Source organism: Noviherbaspirillum sp. UKPF54, assembly GCF_007874125.1.
Taxonomy (GTDB): Bacteria; Pseudomonadota; Gammaproteobacteria; order Burkholderiales; family Burkholderiaceae_D; genus Noviherbaspirillum.
Genome location: NZ_CP040128.1, coordinates 2,865,280 through 2,881,369, shown reverse-complemented (window position 1 = coordinate 2,881,369; position 16,090 = coordinate 2,865,280). Strand labels below are relative to the sequence as shown.

Sequence of the window (16,090 nt, the reverse complement as noted above, 5' to 3'; positions counted from 1 at the left end):
GAGGCGCCTGCCGAGTCGTCTTCCTTGGCAATTGCCATTACCCCAGCCCCTCTCCCGCCAGCGGGAGAGGGGTATTCCCTGAACAGCATTATTTTGCTGTCGACGCCGGCGTCGAACTCTCCTGCAGTCCGCCGCCCAGCGCCCGATACAGATCGATCGCATTCGTGAGCTTCAACTGGCGCGCCTGGATCAGTGTCTGCTGCGCAGAGAATAGTTCGCGCTGCGCATCCAGCACGTCGAGCGAGCTGGCAACGCCGTTCTGGTAGCGCTGGTCGGCCAGTTTCAGCCGTTCGGATTGCGCTTCGGCGACCAGTCGCTGAGCGTCGATCAGTTCGTCCAGCGTTGCGCGCGCCGCCAGAGCATCGGCGACTTCGCGGAACGCGACCTGGATCGACTTTTCATAGTCGGCTACCGCCTCGTTGTTGCGCACTTCCGCCAGCGACAGGTTGGCCCTGGTGCGGCCGGCGTCGAACAGCGGCAGCACCAGCTGCGGCGCGAACGACCAGGTCTGCGAGCCGGAATCGAACAGGCCCGATAATTCCCTGCTTGCGGTGCCGATGCCGGCCGTGAGCGAGATACGCGGGAAGAAAGCCGCGCGCGCCGCGCCGATGTTGGCGTTGGCCGCCTTCAGGCGCTGCTCGGCGGCGCGGATGTCGGGGCGTCGCGCCAGCAGGTCGGACGGCAGGCCGGCCGGGATATCGGTGACGATGTTCTGTTCCGCCAGGGTCGTTTCCGGCGGCAGGCCGGCCAGCGGCTTGCCGACCAGCAGCGTCAGCGCATTTGTCGCTTGCGCGCGCTGGCGCGTGAGGGTGGCGAGAGCCGCTCGTGCCGATTGCACCAGGACCTCGTTCTGGCGCAGGTCGAGCGCGGAAGAGGCGCCGACGTCGAAGCGCTGCTTGGCAAGCTTGTAGGCGGTGCCCCGGCTTTCCATGGTCTTGCGCGCCAGGTCGACCTGTTCCGCCAGGGAGCGCTCGGCCAGGTAGGCCTTGGCGACTTCCGCCACCAGCGAAATGCGCGCCGAACGCGCGGCTTCTTCGGTTGCCAGGTATTGCGCCAGCGCGGCGTTGTCGAGACTGCGCACGCGGCCGAAGAAATCCAGCTCGAAAGAGGCGAGGCTGAGACCGACCTGGTAACTGCTGCTCACGGTCGCGGCGCCCGTCGGCGACAGGCCGGCCGGCGTGCGTGCTCGCGTGCCCCCGGCGGTGGCGTTCAGGTTCGGCCACAGGTCGGCCGACTGGATGTTGTACAGGGCGCGCGCTTCCTCGATGCGCAGCGCGGCGATGCGCAGGTCGCGGTTGTTCTCCAGGGCGGAGGCGATGAGTGCCTGCAGGCGCTGGTCCGGGAAGAATTCGCGCCAGCCGATGGCGCTCGCGTCGCCGTTGCGTTCCCCGGCCTGGGTCGGGTAGGCGGAGGCCACCGGCGCTTCCGGGCGCTTGTATTGCGGCGCCAGCGAGCAGGCGCTCAGCACGCCGGCCGCAAGCAGCGCCAATGTCAGTTGTTTAATCATCCTTGGCTTTCTCGATCATTTCCATATGTGCCGCATACATGCGCCGCTGGCGTTCGCTGCCCTTGAAGATCCGGCGCACCACCACGAAGAACACCGGCACCAGGAACACCGCCAGCACGGTGGCGGTGATCATGCCGCCCATGACGCCGGTGCCGATGGCGCGCTGGCTGGCCGAGCCGGCGCCGGAGGCGATCACCAGCGGCAGCACGCCGAGGATGAAGGCCAGCGATGTCATGATGATCGGGCGGAAGCGCAGGTGCACCGCTTCCAGCGTGGCGTCGATCAGGCTTCTGCCCTGGGCCTGCAGATCCTTGGCGAACTCGATGATCAGGATCGCGTTCTTGGCCGACAGGCCGATGATCGCGATCAGGCCGACCTTGAAGTACACGTCGTCCGGCATGCCGCGCAAGGTGGCGCCAAGCAGCGCGCCGAGCACGCCCAGCGGCACCACCAGCAGCACCGCCAGCGGGATCGATGCGCTTTCATACAGCGCCGCCAGCACCAGGAATACCGCGACCAGCGACAGCGCGAACAGCGCCGGCGCCTGCGAACCGGAAGTCTTTTCCTCCAGCGAGCCGCCGGTCCATTCGTAGCCGAAGCCGGCCGGCAGCTGCGCCACCAGTTTTTCCATCTCGGCCATCGCTTCGCCGGTGCTGTGGCCCGGCGCGGCGTCGCCCGAAATCTTCATCGCGGGATAGCCGTTGTAGCGCACCAGCTGCACCGGCCCCATGTTCCAGTGCGAGCTGGCGAACGAGGAGAACGGCACCATGTTGCCCTGGACGTTGCGCACGTACAGCTTCAGCAGGTCGTCCGGCTGCAGGCGTTGCGGCGCGTCCGCCTGCAGGATCACGCGCTGCTGGCGTCCCTGGTTCGGGAAGTCGTTCAGGTAGGCCGAGCCGATCGCGTTCGACAAAGCGCTGTTGATGTCGGCGAACGACACGCCGAGCGCGTTTGCCTTGTCGCGGTCGATGTCGAGCTGCAGCTGCGGCGTGTCTTCCAGGCCCTCCGGGCGCACGCCCTTGACGACCTGGCTCTTGGCAGCCATGCCGAGCAGCTGGTTGCGCGCGGCGAGCAGCGCGTCATGGCCGTTGCCGCCGCGGTCCTGCAGGCGCAAGGTGAAGCCGGTGGCGTTGCCGAGCTCGCGGATCGGCGGTGGATTGACCGGGAAGATGATCGCGTCTCGGATCGTGGACAGCGCGCCGAACGCGCGGCCTGCGATCTCGGTGGCCGATTCTCCCTTGCCGCGCTCGCTCCAGTCCTTCAGAGGCGTAAACACCAGGCCGGCATTCTGGCCGCTGCCCGAGAAGGAAAAGCCGGAAACCGCGACCGTGCGCGCGATGCTCGGCTGCTTAAGGTAGTACTGCTCGACTTGCTCGATGACGGCCTGGGTGCGGTTCACGCTCGCCCCCGGCGGCAGCTGCACGTTGGTGATCAGGTAGCCCTGGTCCTCGATCGGCAGGAAGGAGGAGGGCAGGCGCACGTACAGCAGCGTGACGCACGCGATGATGGCGCCGTAGATCACCATGTAGCGTCCGGTCTTGCCGAGGATCTTTCCGATAAAGCCCTGGTAGCCGGTCGCGGTGCGGTGAAAGCTGCGGTTGAACCAGCCGAAGAAGCCGGTCTTCTCGTGATGGTGGCCGGCCTCGACGGGCTTGAGCAGCGTCGCGCACAGCGCCGGCGTGAGCGACAGCGCCATCAGCGCCGAGAACAGCATGGAAGACACCATTGACAGCGAGAACTGGCGGTAGATCGCGCCGACCGCGCCGCCGAAGAAAGCCATCGGGATGAACACCGCCACCAGCACCAGCGTGATGCCGATGATGGCGCCGGTGATCTGCCCCATCGCCTTGCGCGTGGCGTCCCGCGGCGACAGGCCTTCCTCGCTCATGATGCGCTCGACGTTTTCCACCACCACGATCGCATCGTCGACCAGGATGCCGATTGCCAGCACCATGCCGAACATGGTCAGCACGTTGATCGAGAAGCCGAACGCGGCCATCGTCCCGAAGGTGCCCATCAGCGCCACCGGCACCACGATGGTCGGGATCAGCGTGTAGCGGATGTTCTGCAGGAACAGGTACATCACCAGGAACACCAGCACCACGGCTTCGAGCAGGGTCTTGACGACTTCCTCGATCGAGATCTGCACGAACAGGGAGGTATCGTAGGGGATGTCGTATTTCACGCCGGCCGGGAAGTAGCGCGACAGTTCGTCCATCTTGGCGCGCACCGCCTTGGCGGTCTGCAGCGCGTTGGCCGTTGGCGACAGCATGACGCCGATGGCGGCAGTCGGCTTGCCGTTCAGGCGCGCCGAGGTGGCATAGGATTGGCCGCCGATTTCGACGCGGGCGACGTCGCGCAGGCGCACGGTCGAGCCGTTGGGATTGGCGCGCAGCACGATGTTGCCGAATTCCTCGGGCGTGGCCAGCTGGCCGGTTACCACGATCTGCGCGGCGATTTGCTGCGCACTCGTGGTCGGCAGGTCGCCCAGCGTGCCGGAAGCCACCTGCGCGTTCTGGGCGCGGATGGCGGCGGCGACGTCGCCGGGCGTCAGCTTCAGACCGACCAGCTTGGCCGGGTCGATCCAGATGCGCATGGCGCGCTCGGTGCCGAACAGCTGCGCCTGGCCGACGCCAGGCACGCGGCGGATTTCATTGAGCACGTTGCGCGACAGGTAGTCGCCCAGCGCGACCGGATCGAGCCGGCCGTCGGTCGACGACAGCGTGGTAAACAGCAGCACGTTGCTGCGCGCCTTGGTGACCTGCACGCCTTGCTGAGTGACCGCCTGCGGCAGGCGCGCCTCGGCGCGCTTCAGGCGATTCTGCACGTCGACTGCCGCCAGGTCGGGATTGGTGCCGGCCTGGAAGGTGATGGTGAGAGTCGCCTGGCCGTTCGCCTCGCTTTGCGATTCCATGTACAACAGGCCGTCGGCGCCGTTCATCTCCTGTTCGATCAGGCTGATCACGCTTTCGTCGAGCGTCTGGGCCGATGCGCCCGGATAGACGGCGGTGACGACCACCGATGGCGGGGCGATGGTCGGATATTGCGCCACCGGCAGCTTCGTGATCGACAGCGCGCCGGCCAGCAGGATGAAAAGTGCGATCACCCAGGCGAAAACCGGGCGGTCGATAAAGAATTTGGCCATCTGGTGCTTTCCTTAATCAGGATTTCTGCGGTGCCGGGGCGGGCGCGCTCCCGGCCTGGCCGGCCGCGGCCGGCCCTTTCCACGGCGTCGGCTTGACGGTCGAGCCCGGCTTGGCTTTCTGCAGGCCTTCCACGATCACGCGGTCGCCAGCCTTCAGGCCGTCGGTGATGATCCATTTATTGTCTTGCACACCGCCGGTCTTGACGGGTTGCGCGACGACCTTGCCATCCTGGCCGACCACCATCACCGCCGAACCGTCTGGCGAACGCGTGACCGCCTGCTGCGGCACGGTCAGCGCCTGTTCGTCGACCGCCTGCTCGATGCGTGCGCGAGCGTACATCCCGGGCAGCAGGAAGCGGTCGGGGTTGGGGAAGACCGCGCGCAGCGATACCGCGCCGGTCGTTTCATCCACCGTCACGTCGGAAAACAGCAGCTTGCCGGGGTGCGGATAGACGCGGCCGTCGTCGGTGACCAGCCTGACCGTCGCGCGGTCCTTGCCGACGCTTTTCAGCTGGCCGTTGGCCAGCGCCTGCTTCAGGCGCAGCAGTTCGGCGCTGGACTGCGAGACCGTCACGTAGATCGGGTCGAGCTGCTGGACGGTTGCCAGCGGGGTCGCTTCGCCCTGGCCGACGAGCGCGCCTTCCGTCACCTGGGCGCGGCCGATGCGTCCGGAAATCGGCGCGTTGACGGTCGCATAGCCGAGGTTGAGGCGGGCTGTTTCCTGCGCCGCCCGGGCGGCGGCGACGTCGGCGGTCGCCTGCTTTTCCGCCGTCACGGCGTCGTCGTACTCCTGCTTGCTGATGGCATTGGTTTCGACCAGCGGCTTGTAGCGCTGGATTTTCAGCGTTGCCTGCGCCAGGTTCGCCTGCGCCTTGGCCAGGGCCGCCTGCGTACTGTTGTACGTCGCCTGAAACGGAGCCGGATCGATCCGGTACAGCACGTCGCCGGCCTTGACTTCGCTGCCTTCCTCGAACACGCGCTTGAGCACGATGCCGGGCACGCGCGCGCGCACCTGTGCGATGCGCGTCGCCTCGACCCGTCCCGGCAATTCATTGGCGACCACGATGCGCTCCGGCTGCACCGTCACCACCGATACTTCCGGCGGCGGCATGCCGGCGCCCTGGGCTTGCGCGCTCGGGATCTTGTCGCCGCACGCGGCCAGCGACGCCAGCATCATTGTGGCAGCGGCAATACGGGAAATAGGACGAATTGAACTCATGGTTTCTCGCACAGTAATTGAATGGGTCGCGATCGGGCGGCATGGCGGCGCTACACGCACGTGAGCCGGGCGGCTGCGGACGCGGCGCTTGATGCAGCTCTATTCTTCTTGAGGGTAGAAGACTGGTATTATACATACATGCATGAATGTATGTTGGGCGCCTCCCGAGGAAGTGACTCTACCGCAGTTTGACCGTTTTCACATTCACAACGAATTATCATGGCCCGATCTACCAAGGAAGAAGCGCTCGAAACGCGCAACCGGATTCTCGATGCGGCGGAAAATGTGTTTCACGCGCAGGGCGTGGCGCAAACCTCGCTGGCCGAAGTGGCGCAGGCTGCGGATGTGACGCGGGGCGCGATCTACTGGCACTTCAAGAACAAGAGCGACCTGTTCGACGCCATGTGCGAGCGCGTGCGGTTGCCGATGGAATCGATGATGGAAGCGGGCGCGGAGGAAGGCGAGGTCGACCCGTTGGGCAAGCTGCGCGACACCTGCGTGTTCGTGCTGCACGAAGCCGCCCGCAATCCGCATTCGCGCAAGGTGTTCGACATCATTTTCCACAAGTGCGAGTTCGTCGAGGAAGCCGACCCGATCGTGATCCGGCAGCGGGAGTGCTACCTGGAAGGGATGGCCAATATCGAGCGCATATTGCGCAAGGCAATCGACAGACAGCAGCTTCCCGCCGACCTCGACCTCCGCCTTGCGGGCGTGACCCTGCATGCGGCGATGGGCGGCCTGCTCAACAACTGGTTGTTCGCGCCGGACAGCTTCAATCTCGAAGAGAATGCCGAAAAGCTGATCGACGCCTGTTTCGACACCCTGCGTTACGCCCCTTCCCTGCGCCGGTAGCCGGCGCGAGCGCCTGCCGCCCGCGCCTGAAGCCGCATCGCGGCCGGCGCCGCGTTGTGCGACGCAGCTACGATAATCAGCCGCTTTGCCCTGAGCTTGGTTAAAATGTTTCCAATAGTCATCTTTTAAAGATGCACGTCTTGTTTTTCATTCATGGGGCCTTGGGCGCGTCATCCACCGGGATCACGCTTTCCAAGTCAAGCAAGGGTAGTCGGCATGCCAGGCAAGTCTGCACGTTCCGGAACGTTGGTCCCGCAGGAAGCGGTCCGTTGCTGCGCCTTGGCGCTCGGCCTGCTGGCATGGGCGCCGGCGGGCGCGGTGGTCGCGGACGCCGACCTTGCATCGCTGCCGATGGAGCAGCTTCTTTCGCTCGAAGTCTATAGCGCATCGAAATTCGTGCAGAAGGTCAGCGACGCGCCGTCGGCGGTGTCGGTGGTCACCGCGGCAGACATCCGGGCATTCGGCTGGCGCACGCTGGCCGATATCCTGCGCAGCATGCGCGGGCTGTATGTGAACAATGACCGCAACTACAGCTACCTCGGCGCGCGCGGCTTTCTGCGCCCCGGCGACTACAACACGCGCTTTTTGCTGCTGGTGGACGGCTACCGGATCAATGACGCGGTGTACGACCAGGCCGCCATCGGCACCGAATTCATGCTCGACGTCGACCTGATCGAGCGCGTCGAGTTCGTTCCCGGACCCGGATCGTCGATCTACGGCTCCAATGCCTTCTTCGGCGTGATCAACATCATCACCAGGCGCGGCAGCGACATGAGCGGCGCCCGCGCTGCAGTCGAAGCCGGAAGTTACGGGGCGCGCAAGGCACGCGCGAGCTATGGCTGGCATGACGACGACAGGGAGTTCCTGATCTCGGCAAGCTCCTATCGCATCGACGGGCAGGACCTGTACTTCCCCGAATTCGACACGCCAGCGCAGAACAACGGCGTTGCGAGAAGGCTCGACTACGACCGCGCGCAAAACTTGTTCGTAAAAGGTGCGGCCGGCCCGTTCCGGATCTCCGCATCGCATGGCGAACGCACCAAGGGCATTCCGACCGCGTCGTTTTCCCAGGTATTCAATGATCCGCGCGCACACACCGTCGACACCCAGAGCGCCGTTGACGCGAACTACACGGGCGCGCTGTCCGATCATGCGGAGCTGTCGTCGCGTCTGTACTGGGGGAGCAGCACCTACCTGGGCGATTACATTTACGATTACCCGCCGCTGACGGTCAACCGCGACGGCGCGCAGGCGCGCTGGTGGGGTGGAGAGGCGAAACTGGTCAGCACCCATTTCGCGCGCCACAAGGTGGTGGCGGGCGCCGAATACCAGCGCGACTACCGGCGCGACCAGTACAACTTCAATGTCGATCCGTATAAGCTGAACCTCGACGACCACCGCGACGGCACGCGCGCCGGGGTCTACCTGCAGGATGAAATCATCCTGCGCGACGACCTGCTGCTCAACGCGGGCATGCGCTACGACCGTCATTCCACCGCGGGCAGCGCCTACAATCCGCGCCTGGCACTGATGTACAAGCTGACGCCGGCCACCACGGTCAAGACCGTGTACGGCACCGCCTACCGCGCACCCAATGCCTACGAGCTGTACTACCAGCTGACCGGCGAGGGCGGGCAAAAGGCCAATCCCGCGCTGAAGGCGGAAAGCATCCGCACGCGCGAGCTGATCGTCGAACAATACCTGAACGCCGACACGCGTATCACGGCATCGGCGTTTCATAACAGCGTGCGCGACCTGATCTCCCAGACCGTCGATCCGGCGGATAACCTGCCCGTGTTCCGCAACGTCGACCAGGCTACCGCGCGCGGCCTGGAACTCGAGCTGGAGAAGGCGTGGGGCGGCGGCGCCAAGCTGCGCACCAGCTACAGCTGGCAGCAGGCGCAGGACGATTCGAGCGGCGCGACGCTGGTCAATTCGCCGCGCCACCTGGCCAAGTTCAACCTGTCCGCGCCGCTGCCGGGTGCCGCCTGGTGGGCCGGCGCGGAGGCGCAGTACGTGGGCAGCCGCCTCACCCGGCAAGGCTCGACCGGCGGCTACTGGCTGGCCAACCTGACCCTGTCGTCGGCGCGGCTGGCGCGCGGTCTGGACGTCTCCGCCAGCGTATACAACCTGTTCGACCGCGGCTATGCCGATCCTGGCTCCGCGGAACATGCGCAGGATGCGATCCGGCAGGACGGCCGCAGCTTCCGCGTCAAGCTGTGCGCGGCCTTCTGATGTCCATGGCATGGCGAGCCAAACGGCGGAGCGCATGGCTGCTCGCGGCGGCGCTGTGGCTGCCGGCGTGGCCGGCTGCCGCGCAGACCGTGCAGGAGTACGACCTGAAAGCGGCATTCGTGTATAACTTCGCGCTGTTTACGGGCTGGCCGGCAGAGACGCCCTATGAAGGCGGAACGCTCAATATCTGCATCAACCCGGGCAGCGCGCTGCGCGCGCCGCTGATCGGCCTGGGCGAGCGTTCGATCCGGGGACACAAGATCGCGGTGCGCAGCCTGGGCGCGGCGCGCAACCTGCGTGCCTGCCATGTGTTGTTTCTCGACAGCGTCGACAGGGAGCGCTGGGCGACTATCAGAAAAGGATTGGGTAGCGGCGTGCTTACCATTTCGGATGATGAAGGGATCGATCGCGACGGCGTCGTCGTCGCGCTGGCGATGGCCGGCAACCGGGTTGTGTTCGATATCGACACGCGCGCGGCGCGGCAGGCCAGGCTGGCGCTGAGTTCCAAATTGCTGCGCCTGGCGCGCACGGTGCAATGAAAGTGCCGCACACAAGCGCCGCCGGGCTGGGCCGCTGGCTTACGCTGGCCAATCTCGCCAGCGCCGCCACCGCGCTGCTGGTGGCGAGCGTGCTGCTGATCGTGTTCCAGTTCCTGTTGCTGCGCGACGCGATGGTGGAAGACCTCGGCGTGCAGGCGCACATCGTTAGCGACAACAGCGTGGCGGCGCTGCTGTTCAACGACGGCAGGGCGGGAACGGAAACGCTGAATGCGCTGGCCGCATCCCCCAGCATCCAGGCGGCCGGCATCTTCACGCTGGGCGGCCGGCAGCTGGCGTCATATACGCGCGGGCGCGCCGCACCGGTGGCTGCGCCGGCGCCCAGCCTGCTTGAAGCCGGCCACCGGTTCGGCGTCACGCGGATGGAGCTGGTGCGGTATGTGGATTCCGAGGACGTGCATATCGGCTACGTGGTGGTGCGCGCCGGGCTGGACCGGCTGTACGGGCGGCTGCTCGGCTATATCGGCCTGACCCTGTCGATCGCCGCCGGTTCGCTGGCCGCGGCCTACCTGCTGGTGCGCCGCATGCGGCGCCGGGTCAAGAGCGCCGAGGCGCATCTGCACTACCTGGCGCATGTCGACCCGGTCACCGGATTGCCGAACCGGCATGCGTTCAATGAACGCCTGCTGTTTGCGCTGTCGCGCGTCGACCGGGCGGGAGGCAGCGTGGGACTGCTGCTGCTCGATCTCGACAACTTCAAGATCGTCAACGACACGCTCGGGCATCAATGCGGCGACAGGCTGCTCGAGCTGGTTGCGCAGCGCCTGGTCGACTGCCTGCGCAGCGCCGACGTGATCTGCCGCATCGGCGGCGACGAATTCGCCGTGATCCTCGAGTCGGATGCCGGAACGCAGGGCGCTCTCATCTCCGCGAAGATTCTCGCCGCGCTGGCCGAGCCCTTCGCCGTCGACGTGCATGACATCTACGTCACCGCCAGCATCGGCATCAGCGTCTATCCGCAGGACGGGGCCAACCTCGAGACGCTCATCCGCAACGCCGATACCGCGATGTACCAGGCCAAGAACAAGGGCAAGAACGCGTTCGAGCTGTTCCGTCCGGAGCTAGACCAGCGGGTGCAGAAGCGCCTGTCGCTGGAGGTCAACCTGCGCAAGGCGCTGGAGCGCGGCGAGCTGGAGCTGTATTACCAGCCCCAGTTCAGCCTGAAGGATGGCAGCCTGGTCGGCCTGGAAGCGCTGCTGCGCTGGAATCATCCCGAGCTCGGGATGGTGAGCCCGGCGGAATTCATCCCGGTGGCCGAGGAGAGCGGACTGATTGTGCCGATCGGGCGATGGGTGCTATGCACCGCCTGCCGGCAGGTTGCGGCATGGCGCGAGGCTGGCCTGGGCGACGTGCATGTGTCGGTAAACCTGTCGGCGCGGCAGACCAAGGACAGCCAGCTGGTGGAAGACATCCTCGAGGCCTTGCGCGAGACCGGCATGTCGCCCGGCCAGCTTGAGCTGGAGATTACGGAAACGGTGCTGATGGAAAACGTTCATGCCAATGTCGAGCTGTTGCAAAGACTGCAGACGGAAGGCATCCGGCTGTCGATCGATGATTTTGGCACCGGGTATTCGTCGATGGCATATCTGAAGCGTTTCCCGATCGACCAGGTGAAGATCGACCGCACCTTCGTGCGCGACATTCCCGGCGACGGCGACGATGAAGCGATCACCACCGCGATCATCGCGATGGCCCACAGTCTTGGCCTGTCGGTGGTGGCCGAGGGCGTGGAAACCGAGCAGCAGCTTGATTTCCTGCGCAAGGCTGGCTGCGACATCATGCAGGGCTATTACTTTGCCGAGCCGGGGACGCCGGAGCGCATCCAGGCATTCCTGCGCAACAGCACGGTGCCGACGGAAAAAATACGAGCTTAGCAACGTTCGTCGAAGAATAATTTCGTTCAGCAACGGCGATATCATGCTGGCGCACTGACGTGCGTCAAGCGGGGATCGGTTTTGCTTTTCCGTTCAACAGGTCTTTGTTCAATACTGTGCGGATGTGGCTCTGAAAAGCATGCATCGGATCCATAGTCATTGCTCAATCCACCCGCAAGAACAAGGAAAACGTCGTGGCCCATGTCGGAGCGATCCCTGTGATGCGCGCGCTCGCCAGGAGTTGCCGGTTAATCTTGTTCTCCTTGTTGATTTCCGGACTTTCGGCCTGCGGTGAAAAAAAACAGGATGCCGCGCAACATGCTCCGCCCCCGCCGGAAGTGTCCGTCATCAAGCTTGCCGCAACGCCGGTCACTTTATCGCAAGACTATGCGGCACAGACCGAGGCAGTGGAAGCGGTGGAAATCCGTGCGCGCGTCGGCGGCATCGTGGAGCGGCAGGCGTTCAAGGATGGAACACCAGTGAAAAAGGGCGATCTGCTGTTCGTGATCGACCAGAAACCTTACAGCACGGCGCTGGCCCAGGCCAAGGCGAATCTGCAACAGGCGCGGGCGTCGCATCTCAATTCCGAACAGACGCTGGCGCGCTTCAGGAAATTGATCGATTCGCGCGCGATCAGCCAGCAGGATCTGGAGGGCGCCATCGCCAAGGAGCGCGCCGACGCGGCCAGCGTGCTGTCGGGCGAAGCCCAGGTGCGGCAAGCGCAATTGAACCTCGACTACACCGCCATCCGTTCGCCGCGCGACGGCTTGATCAGCCGCGCGCTGATCAAGCCCGGCGGGCTGGTGGTCGCCTCCAGTACCTTGCTGACGACGGTCTACTCGCAGGACCCGATTTATGTCGGCTTCACGATCAGTGAAGAGAAGCTCGCGGAATTGCAAAAGCAGTTCAATCTGCGCGACGAGAGGAAGTCGCCCGATTTCAAGCTCAAGCTGATCGATGGCAGTGATTACCGATACAGCGGCAAGCTGAATTTCGTCGATGCGGCAGTCGACCCGCGCAACGGCACCCTGCCGGTCCGGGTGGTGGTGCCCAACCCCGATGGCGATTTAAGGCCGGGGCAATTCATGCGCGTAATCGTGCCGGGCAGGAGCAACCCGAATGCGATCCTGGTGCCGCAGAAGGCGGTACAGGAAATCCAGGGAAAACGGTCGGTGTATGTGGTCGGGCCGGATAACAAGGCGATGAGCCGCGATATCGTCGCCAACCAGCGCATCGGCAACGACTGGCTGGTGGAGCAGGGCCTGAAACCGGGGGAGACGGTCATCGTCGAAGGCATCGCCAAGGTGCAACCCGGCGCGACGGTAAAGCCGGTGCCGGCCGGGCAGCAGAGGAAGGCCGATCAGCCGGGTAGCGCGCAGGAGGGCGGGAAGCAGGGGCGCTAGCGTTGCTGTTGCCGCTCGCCGCGCAAACCGGGCACATCCCGCGCCCGGCCTTGTCACGACTGGCCTTTAGCAAGCGAAAGCGACACGCAGATGTTTAATTTTTTCATCGATCGCCCCGTCTTTTCGACCGTCGTCTCGCTGATCATCACGCTGGCGGGTGCGTTGGCCGCCTTTGGTTTGCCCATTTCCCAGTATCCGCAAATCGTGCCGCCGCAGGTGCAGGTAAGCACGAGTTTCCCGGGCGCGAATGCCAACGTCGTCACGCAATCGATCGCCGCGCCGATCGAGCAACAGGTCAATGGCGCCAAGGGCATGATCTACATGGACTCGAAGAGCGCCAATGACGGGTCATACAGCCTGACCGTGACGTTCGACATCGGCACCAACCAGGATCTCGATGCGGTCGACGTGCAAAACCGCGTAGCCATTGCGCAGAGCACGCTGCCGGCGGACGTGATTCGGCAAGGCATCACCATCCGCAAGCAATCGACCGACTTCCTCGAAGTGCTGGCGCTGACGTCGCCCGACGGGCGCTTCGATACCACGTTCATGAGCAACTACGCGTTGCTGAACCTGCAGGACACGCTGTCGCGCATTCCCGGCGTCGGTTTCGTGCGCATCTTCGGCGCGCGCGACTACAGCATGCGCATCTGGCTCGATCCGGACAAGATGGCGCGCCTGGGCGTGACCGCGGGCGATGTCCGCAACGTGATCCAGGAGCAGAACGTGGTGGCGCCAGCCGGCCGCATCGGCGTGCCGCCGGTTCCCGCAGGACAGCAGATGCAGTATTCGGCCACCATCGCGGGGCGGCTGTCGGACCCGGCGCAATACGAAAACATGATCGTGCGTGCCGGCGCCAACGGCCAGATCGTGTACCTGAAGGATATCGCACGCATCGAACTGGGCGGCGCCGACTACAGCATCGGCGTGCAGGAAAACGGCATCGCGGGCGTCTTCATCGGCATCTTCCTGCAGCCCGACGCCAATGCGCTCGACGTCGCCAGGCAGGTCAAGATCACTATGGACGACGCGGCCAAGCGCTTCCCGCAGGGGATGGTGTATTCGATCCCCTACAGCACCACGCCTTTCGTCACCGAGTCATTGAAGGACGTGCTGATCACGCTCGGCATCGCGTTCGTGCTGGTGCTGATCGTCGTCTTCCTGTTCCTGCAGACATGGCGCGCCACCATCATCCCGATGCTGGCGATCCCAGTGTCCCTGATCGGCACCTTCGCCGCTTTCTCCGCGTTGGGCTTCTCCATCAATACGCTGACTCTGTTCGGCCTGGTGCTGGCGATCGGCATCGTGGTTGACGATGCGATCGTGGTGGTGGAAGCGGTGCAGCACCGGCTCGATACCGAGCATCCTTCCCCCAAGGAGGCAACCAAGGCCGCGATCGCCGACGTGGGCGGCCCGGTGATCGCGATTGCGCTGGTGCTCGCCGCGGTGTTCATTCCGGTGGCTTTCCTCGGTGGCCTGACCGGGCAGCTTTACCGGCAGTTCGCATTGACGCTGGCCATCTCGGTGATTCTGTCGGCGATCGTCGCGCTGACGCTGACGCCGGCCTTGTGCGCATTGCTGCTGCGTCCCGCCGCGCATGAACGGCCGCACGGTCTCCTGGGCCGCTTCTTCGACCGCTTCAACCGGCTGTTCGATGCTTCTTCCAACCGCTACAGCGCGACCGTGGTGACGCTGGTGCGCCACGCCGTGCTGGTGATGCTGACGTTCATCGTCATCATCGCCGCACTGTACCTGCTGATCAAGAACCGGCCGACCGGCCTGGTGCCGACGGAGGACCAGGGCTACGTGTTCGCGGTGATGCAGCTGCCGAACGGCGCGTCGCTCGAGCGCACCAATGCGGCAGTCGCGCAATTGACCCGCATTGCAAGGGAAACGCCGGGCGTGGATGGCGTTGCATCGCTGTCCGGCTTCAATCTGCTGACCGGCCTGACCACCTCGTACAATTCGACCAGCTTCATCCGGCTCAAGCCGTGGGATGAGCGCAAGGGGGCGAACGAAAGCGCGGATGCGATCGTGGGTACGTTGCTCAGGCGCCTGAACTCGGAAATCACGGAAGCACGGGCGCTGGTGCTGAATCCGCCGCCGATACGCGGCCTCGGCACCACCGGCGGCTTCGACTTCATCCTGCAGGACCGGACCGGCGGCGACCCGAAGCGGTTTGGCCAGGTCTTGCAGGAGGTCGTGGCCGCCGCGCACAAGCGGCCCGAAATCGGCTTCGTGTTTCCAAACTACGACGACCGCACGCCGCAGATCGAGTACGAGGTGGACCGCGAGAAGGTCAAGACCTACGGCATCGCGCTGACGGACGTGTTCTTCACGCTGCAGGCGCTGATGGGCAGCTATTACATCAACGACTTCAACCTGTACGGCCGCACCTTCCGGGTGCAGATGCAGGCCGAGGCGGGCGCGCGCGCCAGCCCGGACGACGTCAACCGTTATTACGTGCGCAACACCAATGGCGACATGATTCCGCTGTCCGCGGTGCTGCGCCCCAAATCGATCAGCGGTCCGGAATTCTACGAGCGTTACAACATCTATCGTGCCGCCACCATCACCGGCGCGACTGCGCCCGGCTACAGCTCCGGCCAGGCGGCGCAGGCGATGCAGGAAGTCGCCGCCGCCACGCTGCCGGCCGGCTTCGGCTACGAATGGACCGGCTCGACCTACCAGGAACTGAAGACCGGCGGCCAGACAGCCTACATCTTCGCGCTGTCGCTGATGTTCGTCTTTCTCGTGCTGGCGGCGCTGTACGAGAGCTGGGCGATGCCGGTCGCGATTTTGCTGGTGATTCCGTTCGGAGTGCTGGGCGCATTTGTCGGCCTGTTGCTGCGCAACGAAGTCAATAACGTGTACACCCAGATCGGCCTCATCATGCTGATCGGCCTGGCGGCGAAGAACGCGATCCTGATCGTCGAGTTCGCCAAGCTTGCGCGCGAGCGCGGCACGGCGATCGTCGAATCGGCGCGGCAGGCGGCGCAATTGCGCTTGCGCCCGATCCTGATGACTTCGTTCGCCTTCATCCTCGGCACGCTGCCGCTGGCGATCGCGACAGGAGCCGGGGCCGGGGCCCGGAAATCGATCGGCACGACTGTCGTGTTCGGCATGCTGTTTGCCACCATGCTCGGGATTTTCGTCATTCCCGTTTTCTATGTCGTGCTACAGCGCATCAGCGAGCGCAAGATGCCGTTCCGGCGCGAGCAGGAATCCGGGGCGGCCGATGGCCGCCCGCCGGCCACGCAGCCGGAATAGGGAGCCGGCTGGTATGCGATGGGTGTAT

Annotated in this window: 9 protein-coding genes; 6 read left to right on the top strand and 3 right to left on the bottom strand. The window is 64.9% G+C overall.

What is annotated here, in order from left to right; translation table 11 throughout:
* Positions 1–88: 88 nt before the first annotated feature.
* Genes FAY22_RS13270 through FAY22_RS13260 form a run of 3 tightly spaced genes read right to left on the bottom strand, consistent with a single transcriptional unit; the run spans position 89 to position 5,871 of the window.
* Positions 89–1,507 (bottom strand): efflux transporter outer membrane subunit, encoded by a 1,419-nt coding sequence (locus tag FAY22_RS13270; protein WP_146330646.1) that lies wholly within the window; start codon positions 1,505–1,507, stop codon positions 89–91.
* A complete protein-coding gene (locus FAY22_RS13265; RefSeq protein WP_146330645.1) occupies positions 1,500–4,652 on the bottom strand; it encodes an efflux RND transporter permease subunit in 3,153 nt (1,050 codons plus the stop codon). The genes FAY22_RS13270 and FAY22_RS13265 overlap by 8 nt, the downstream gene beginning before the upstream one ends.
* A 16-nt stretch (positions 4,653–4,668) precedes the next feature.
* Complete coding sequence (locus tag FAY22_RS13260; protein ID WP_146330644.1) at positions 4,669–5,871, bottom strand: efflux RND transporter periplasmic adaptor subunit; 1,203 nt, start codon at positions 5,869–5,871, stop codon at positions 4,669–4,671.
* 219 nt (positions 5,872–6,090) lie between these two features.
* On the opposite strand from FAY22_RS13260, the gene FAY22_RS13255 reads away from it, so the two are divergent.
* From FAY22_RS13255 to FAY22_RS13230, 6 genes are all read left to right on the top strand, one after another.
* A complete protein-coding gene (locus FAY22_RS13255) occupies positions 6,091–6,723 on the top strand; it encodes a TetR family transcriptional regulator (RefSeq protein WP_146330643.1) in 633 nt (210 codons plus the stop codon).
* A 216-nt stretch (positions 6,724–6,939) separates the two neighbouring features.
* Positions 6,940–8,958, top strand: coding sequence for a TonB-dependent siderophore receptor (locus tag FAY22_RS13250; protein WP_146330642.1), 2,019 nt, complete (start codon positions 6,940–6,942; stop codon positions 8,956–8,958).
* Positions 8,959–8,963: 5 nt separating this feature from the next.
* On the top strand, positions 8,964–9,497 hold the full coding sequence (locus FAY22_RS13245; RefSeq protein WP_146330641.1) for a YfiR family protein: 534 nt from the start codon (positions 8,964–8,966) through the stop codon (positions 9,495–9,497).
* A 2-nt stretch (positions 9,498–9,499) separates the two neighbouring features.
* Positions 9,500–11,389 (top strand): bifunctional diguanylate cyclase/phosphodiesterase, encoded by a 1,890-nt coding sequence (locus FAY22_RS13240; protein ID WP_246860507.1) that lies wholly within the window; start codon positions 9,500–9,502, stop codon positions 11,387–11,389.
* Positions 11,390–11,643: 254 nt separating this feature from the next.
* Complete coding sequence (locus FAY22_RS13235) at positions 11,644–12,792, top strand: efflux RND transporter periplasmic adaptor subunit (protein WP_210411821.1); 1,149 nt, start codon at positions 11,644–11,646, stop codon at positions 12,790–12,792.
* Positions 12,793–12,882: 90 nt separating this feature from the next.
* Positions 12,883–16,062 carry an efflux RND transporter permease subunit gene (locus tag FAY22_RS13230; RefSeq protein ID WP_146330638.1) on the top strand — a complete coding sequence of 1,060 codons (3,180 nt, stop codon included), beginning with the start codon at positions 12,883–12,885 and terminating at the stop codon, positions 16,060–16,062.
* Positions 16,063–16,090: the final 28 nt, after the last annotated feature.

What these genes read in the sequence shown, in the direction of transcription:
- FAY22_RS13270 (WP_146330646.1), bottom strand. Translation starts at nt 1,507, where the DNA reads ATGATTAAACAACTGACATTGGCGCTGCTTGCGGCCGGCGTGCTGAGC.
- FAY22_RS13265 (WP_146330645.1), bottom strand. Translation starts at nt 4,652, where the DNA reads ATGGCCAAATTCTTTATCGACCGCCCGGTTTTCGCCTGGGTGATCGCA.
- FAY22_RS13260 (WP_146330644.1), bottom strand. Translation starts at nt 5,871, where the DNA reads ATGAGTTCAATTCGTCCTATTTCCCGTATTGCCGCTGCCACAATGATG.
- FAY22_RS13255 (WP_146330643.1), top strand. Translation starts at nt 6,091, where the DNA reads ATGGCCCGATCTACCAAGGAAGAAGCGCTCGAAACGCGCAACCGGATT.
- FAY22_RS13250 (WP_146330642.1), top strand. Translation starts at nt 6,940, where the DNA reads ATGCCAGGCAAGTCTGCACGTTCCGGAACGTTGGTCCCGCAGGAAGCG.
- FAY22_RS13245 (WP_146330641.1), top strand. Translation starts at nt 8,964, where the DNA reads ATGGCATGGCGAGCCAAACGGCGGAGCGCATGGCTGCTCGCGGCGGCG.
- FAY22_RS13230 (WP_146330638.1), top strand. Translation starts at nt 12,883, where the DNA reads ATGTTTAATTTTTTCATCGATCGCCCCGTCTTTTCGACCGTCGTCTCG.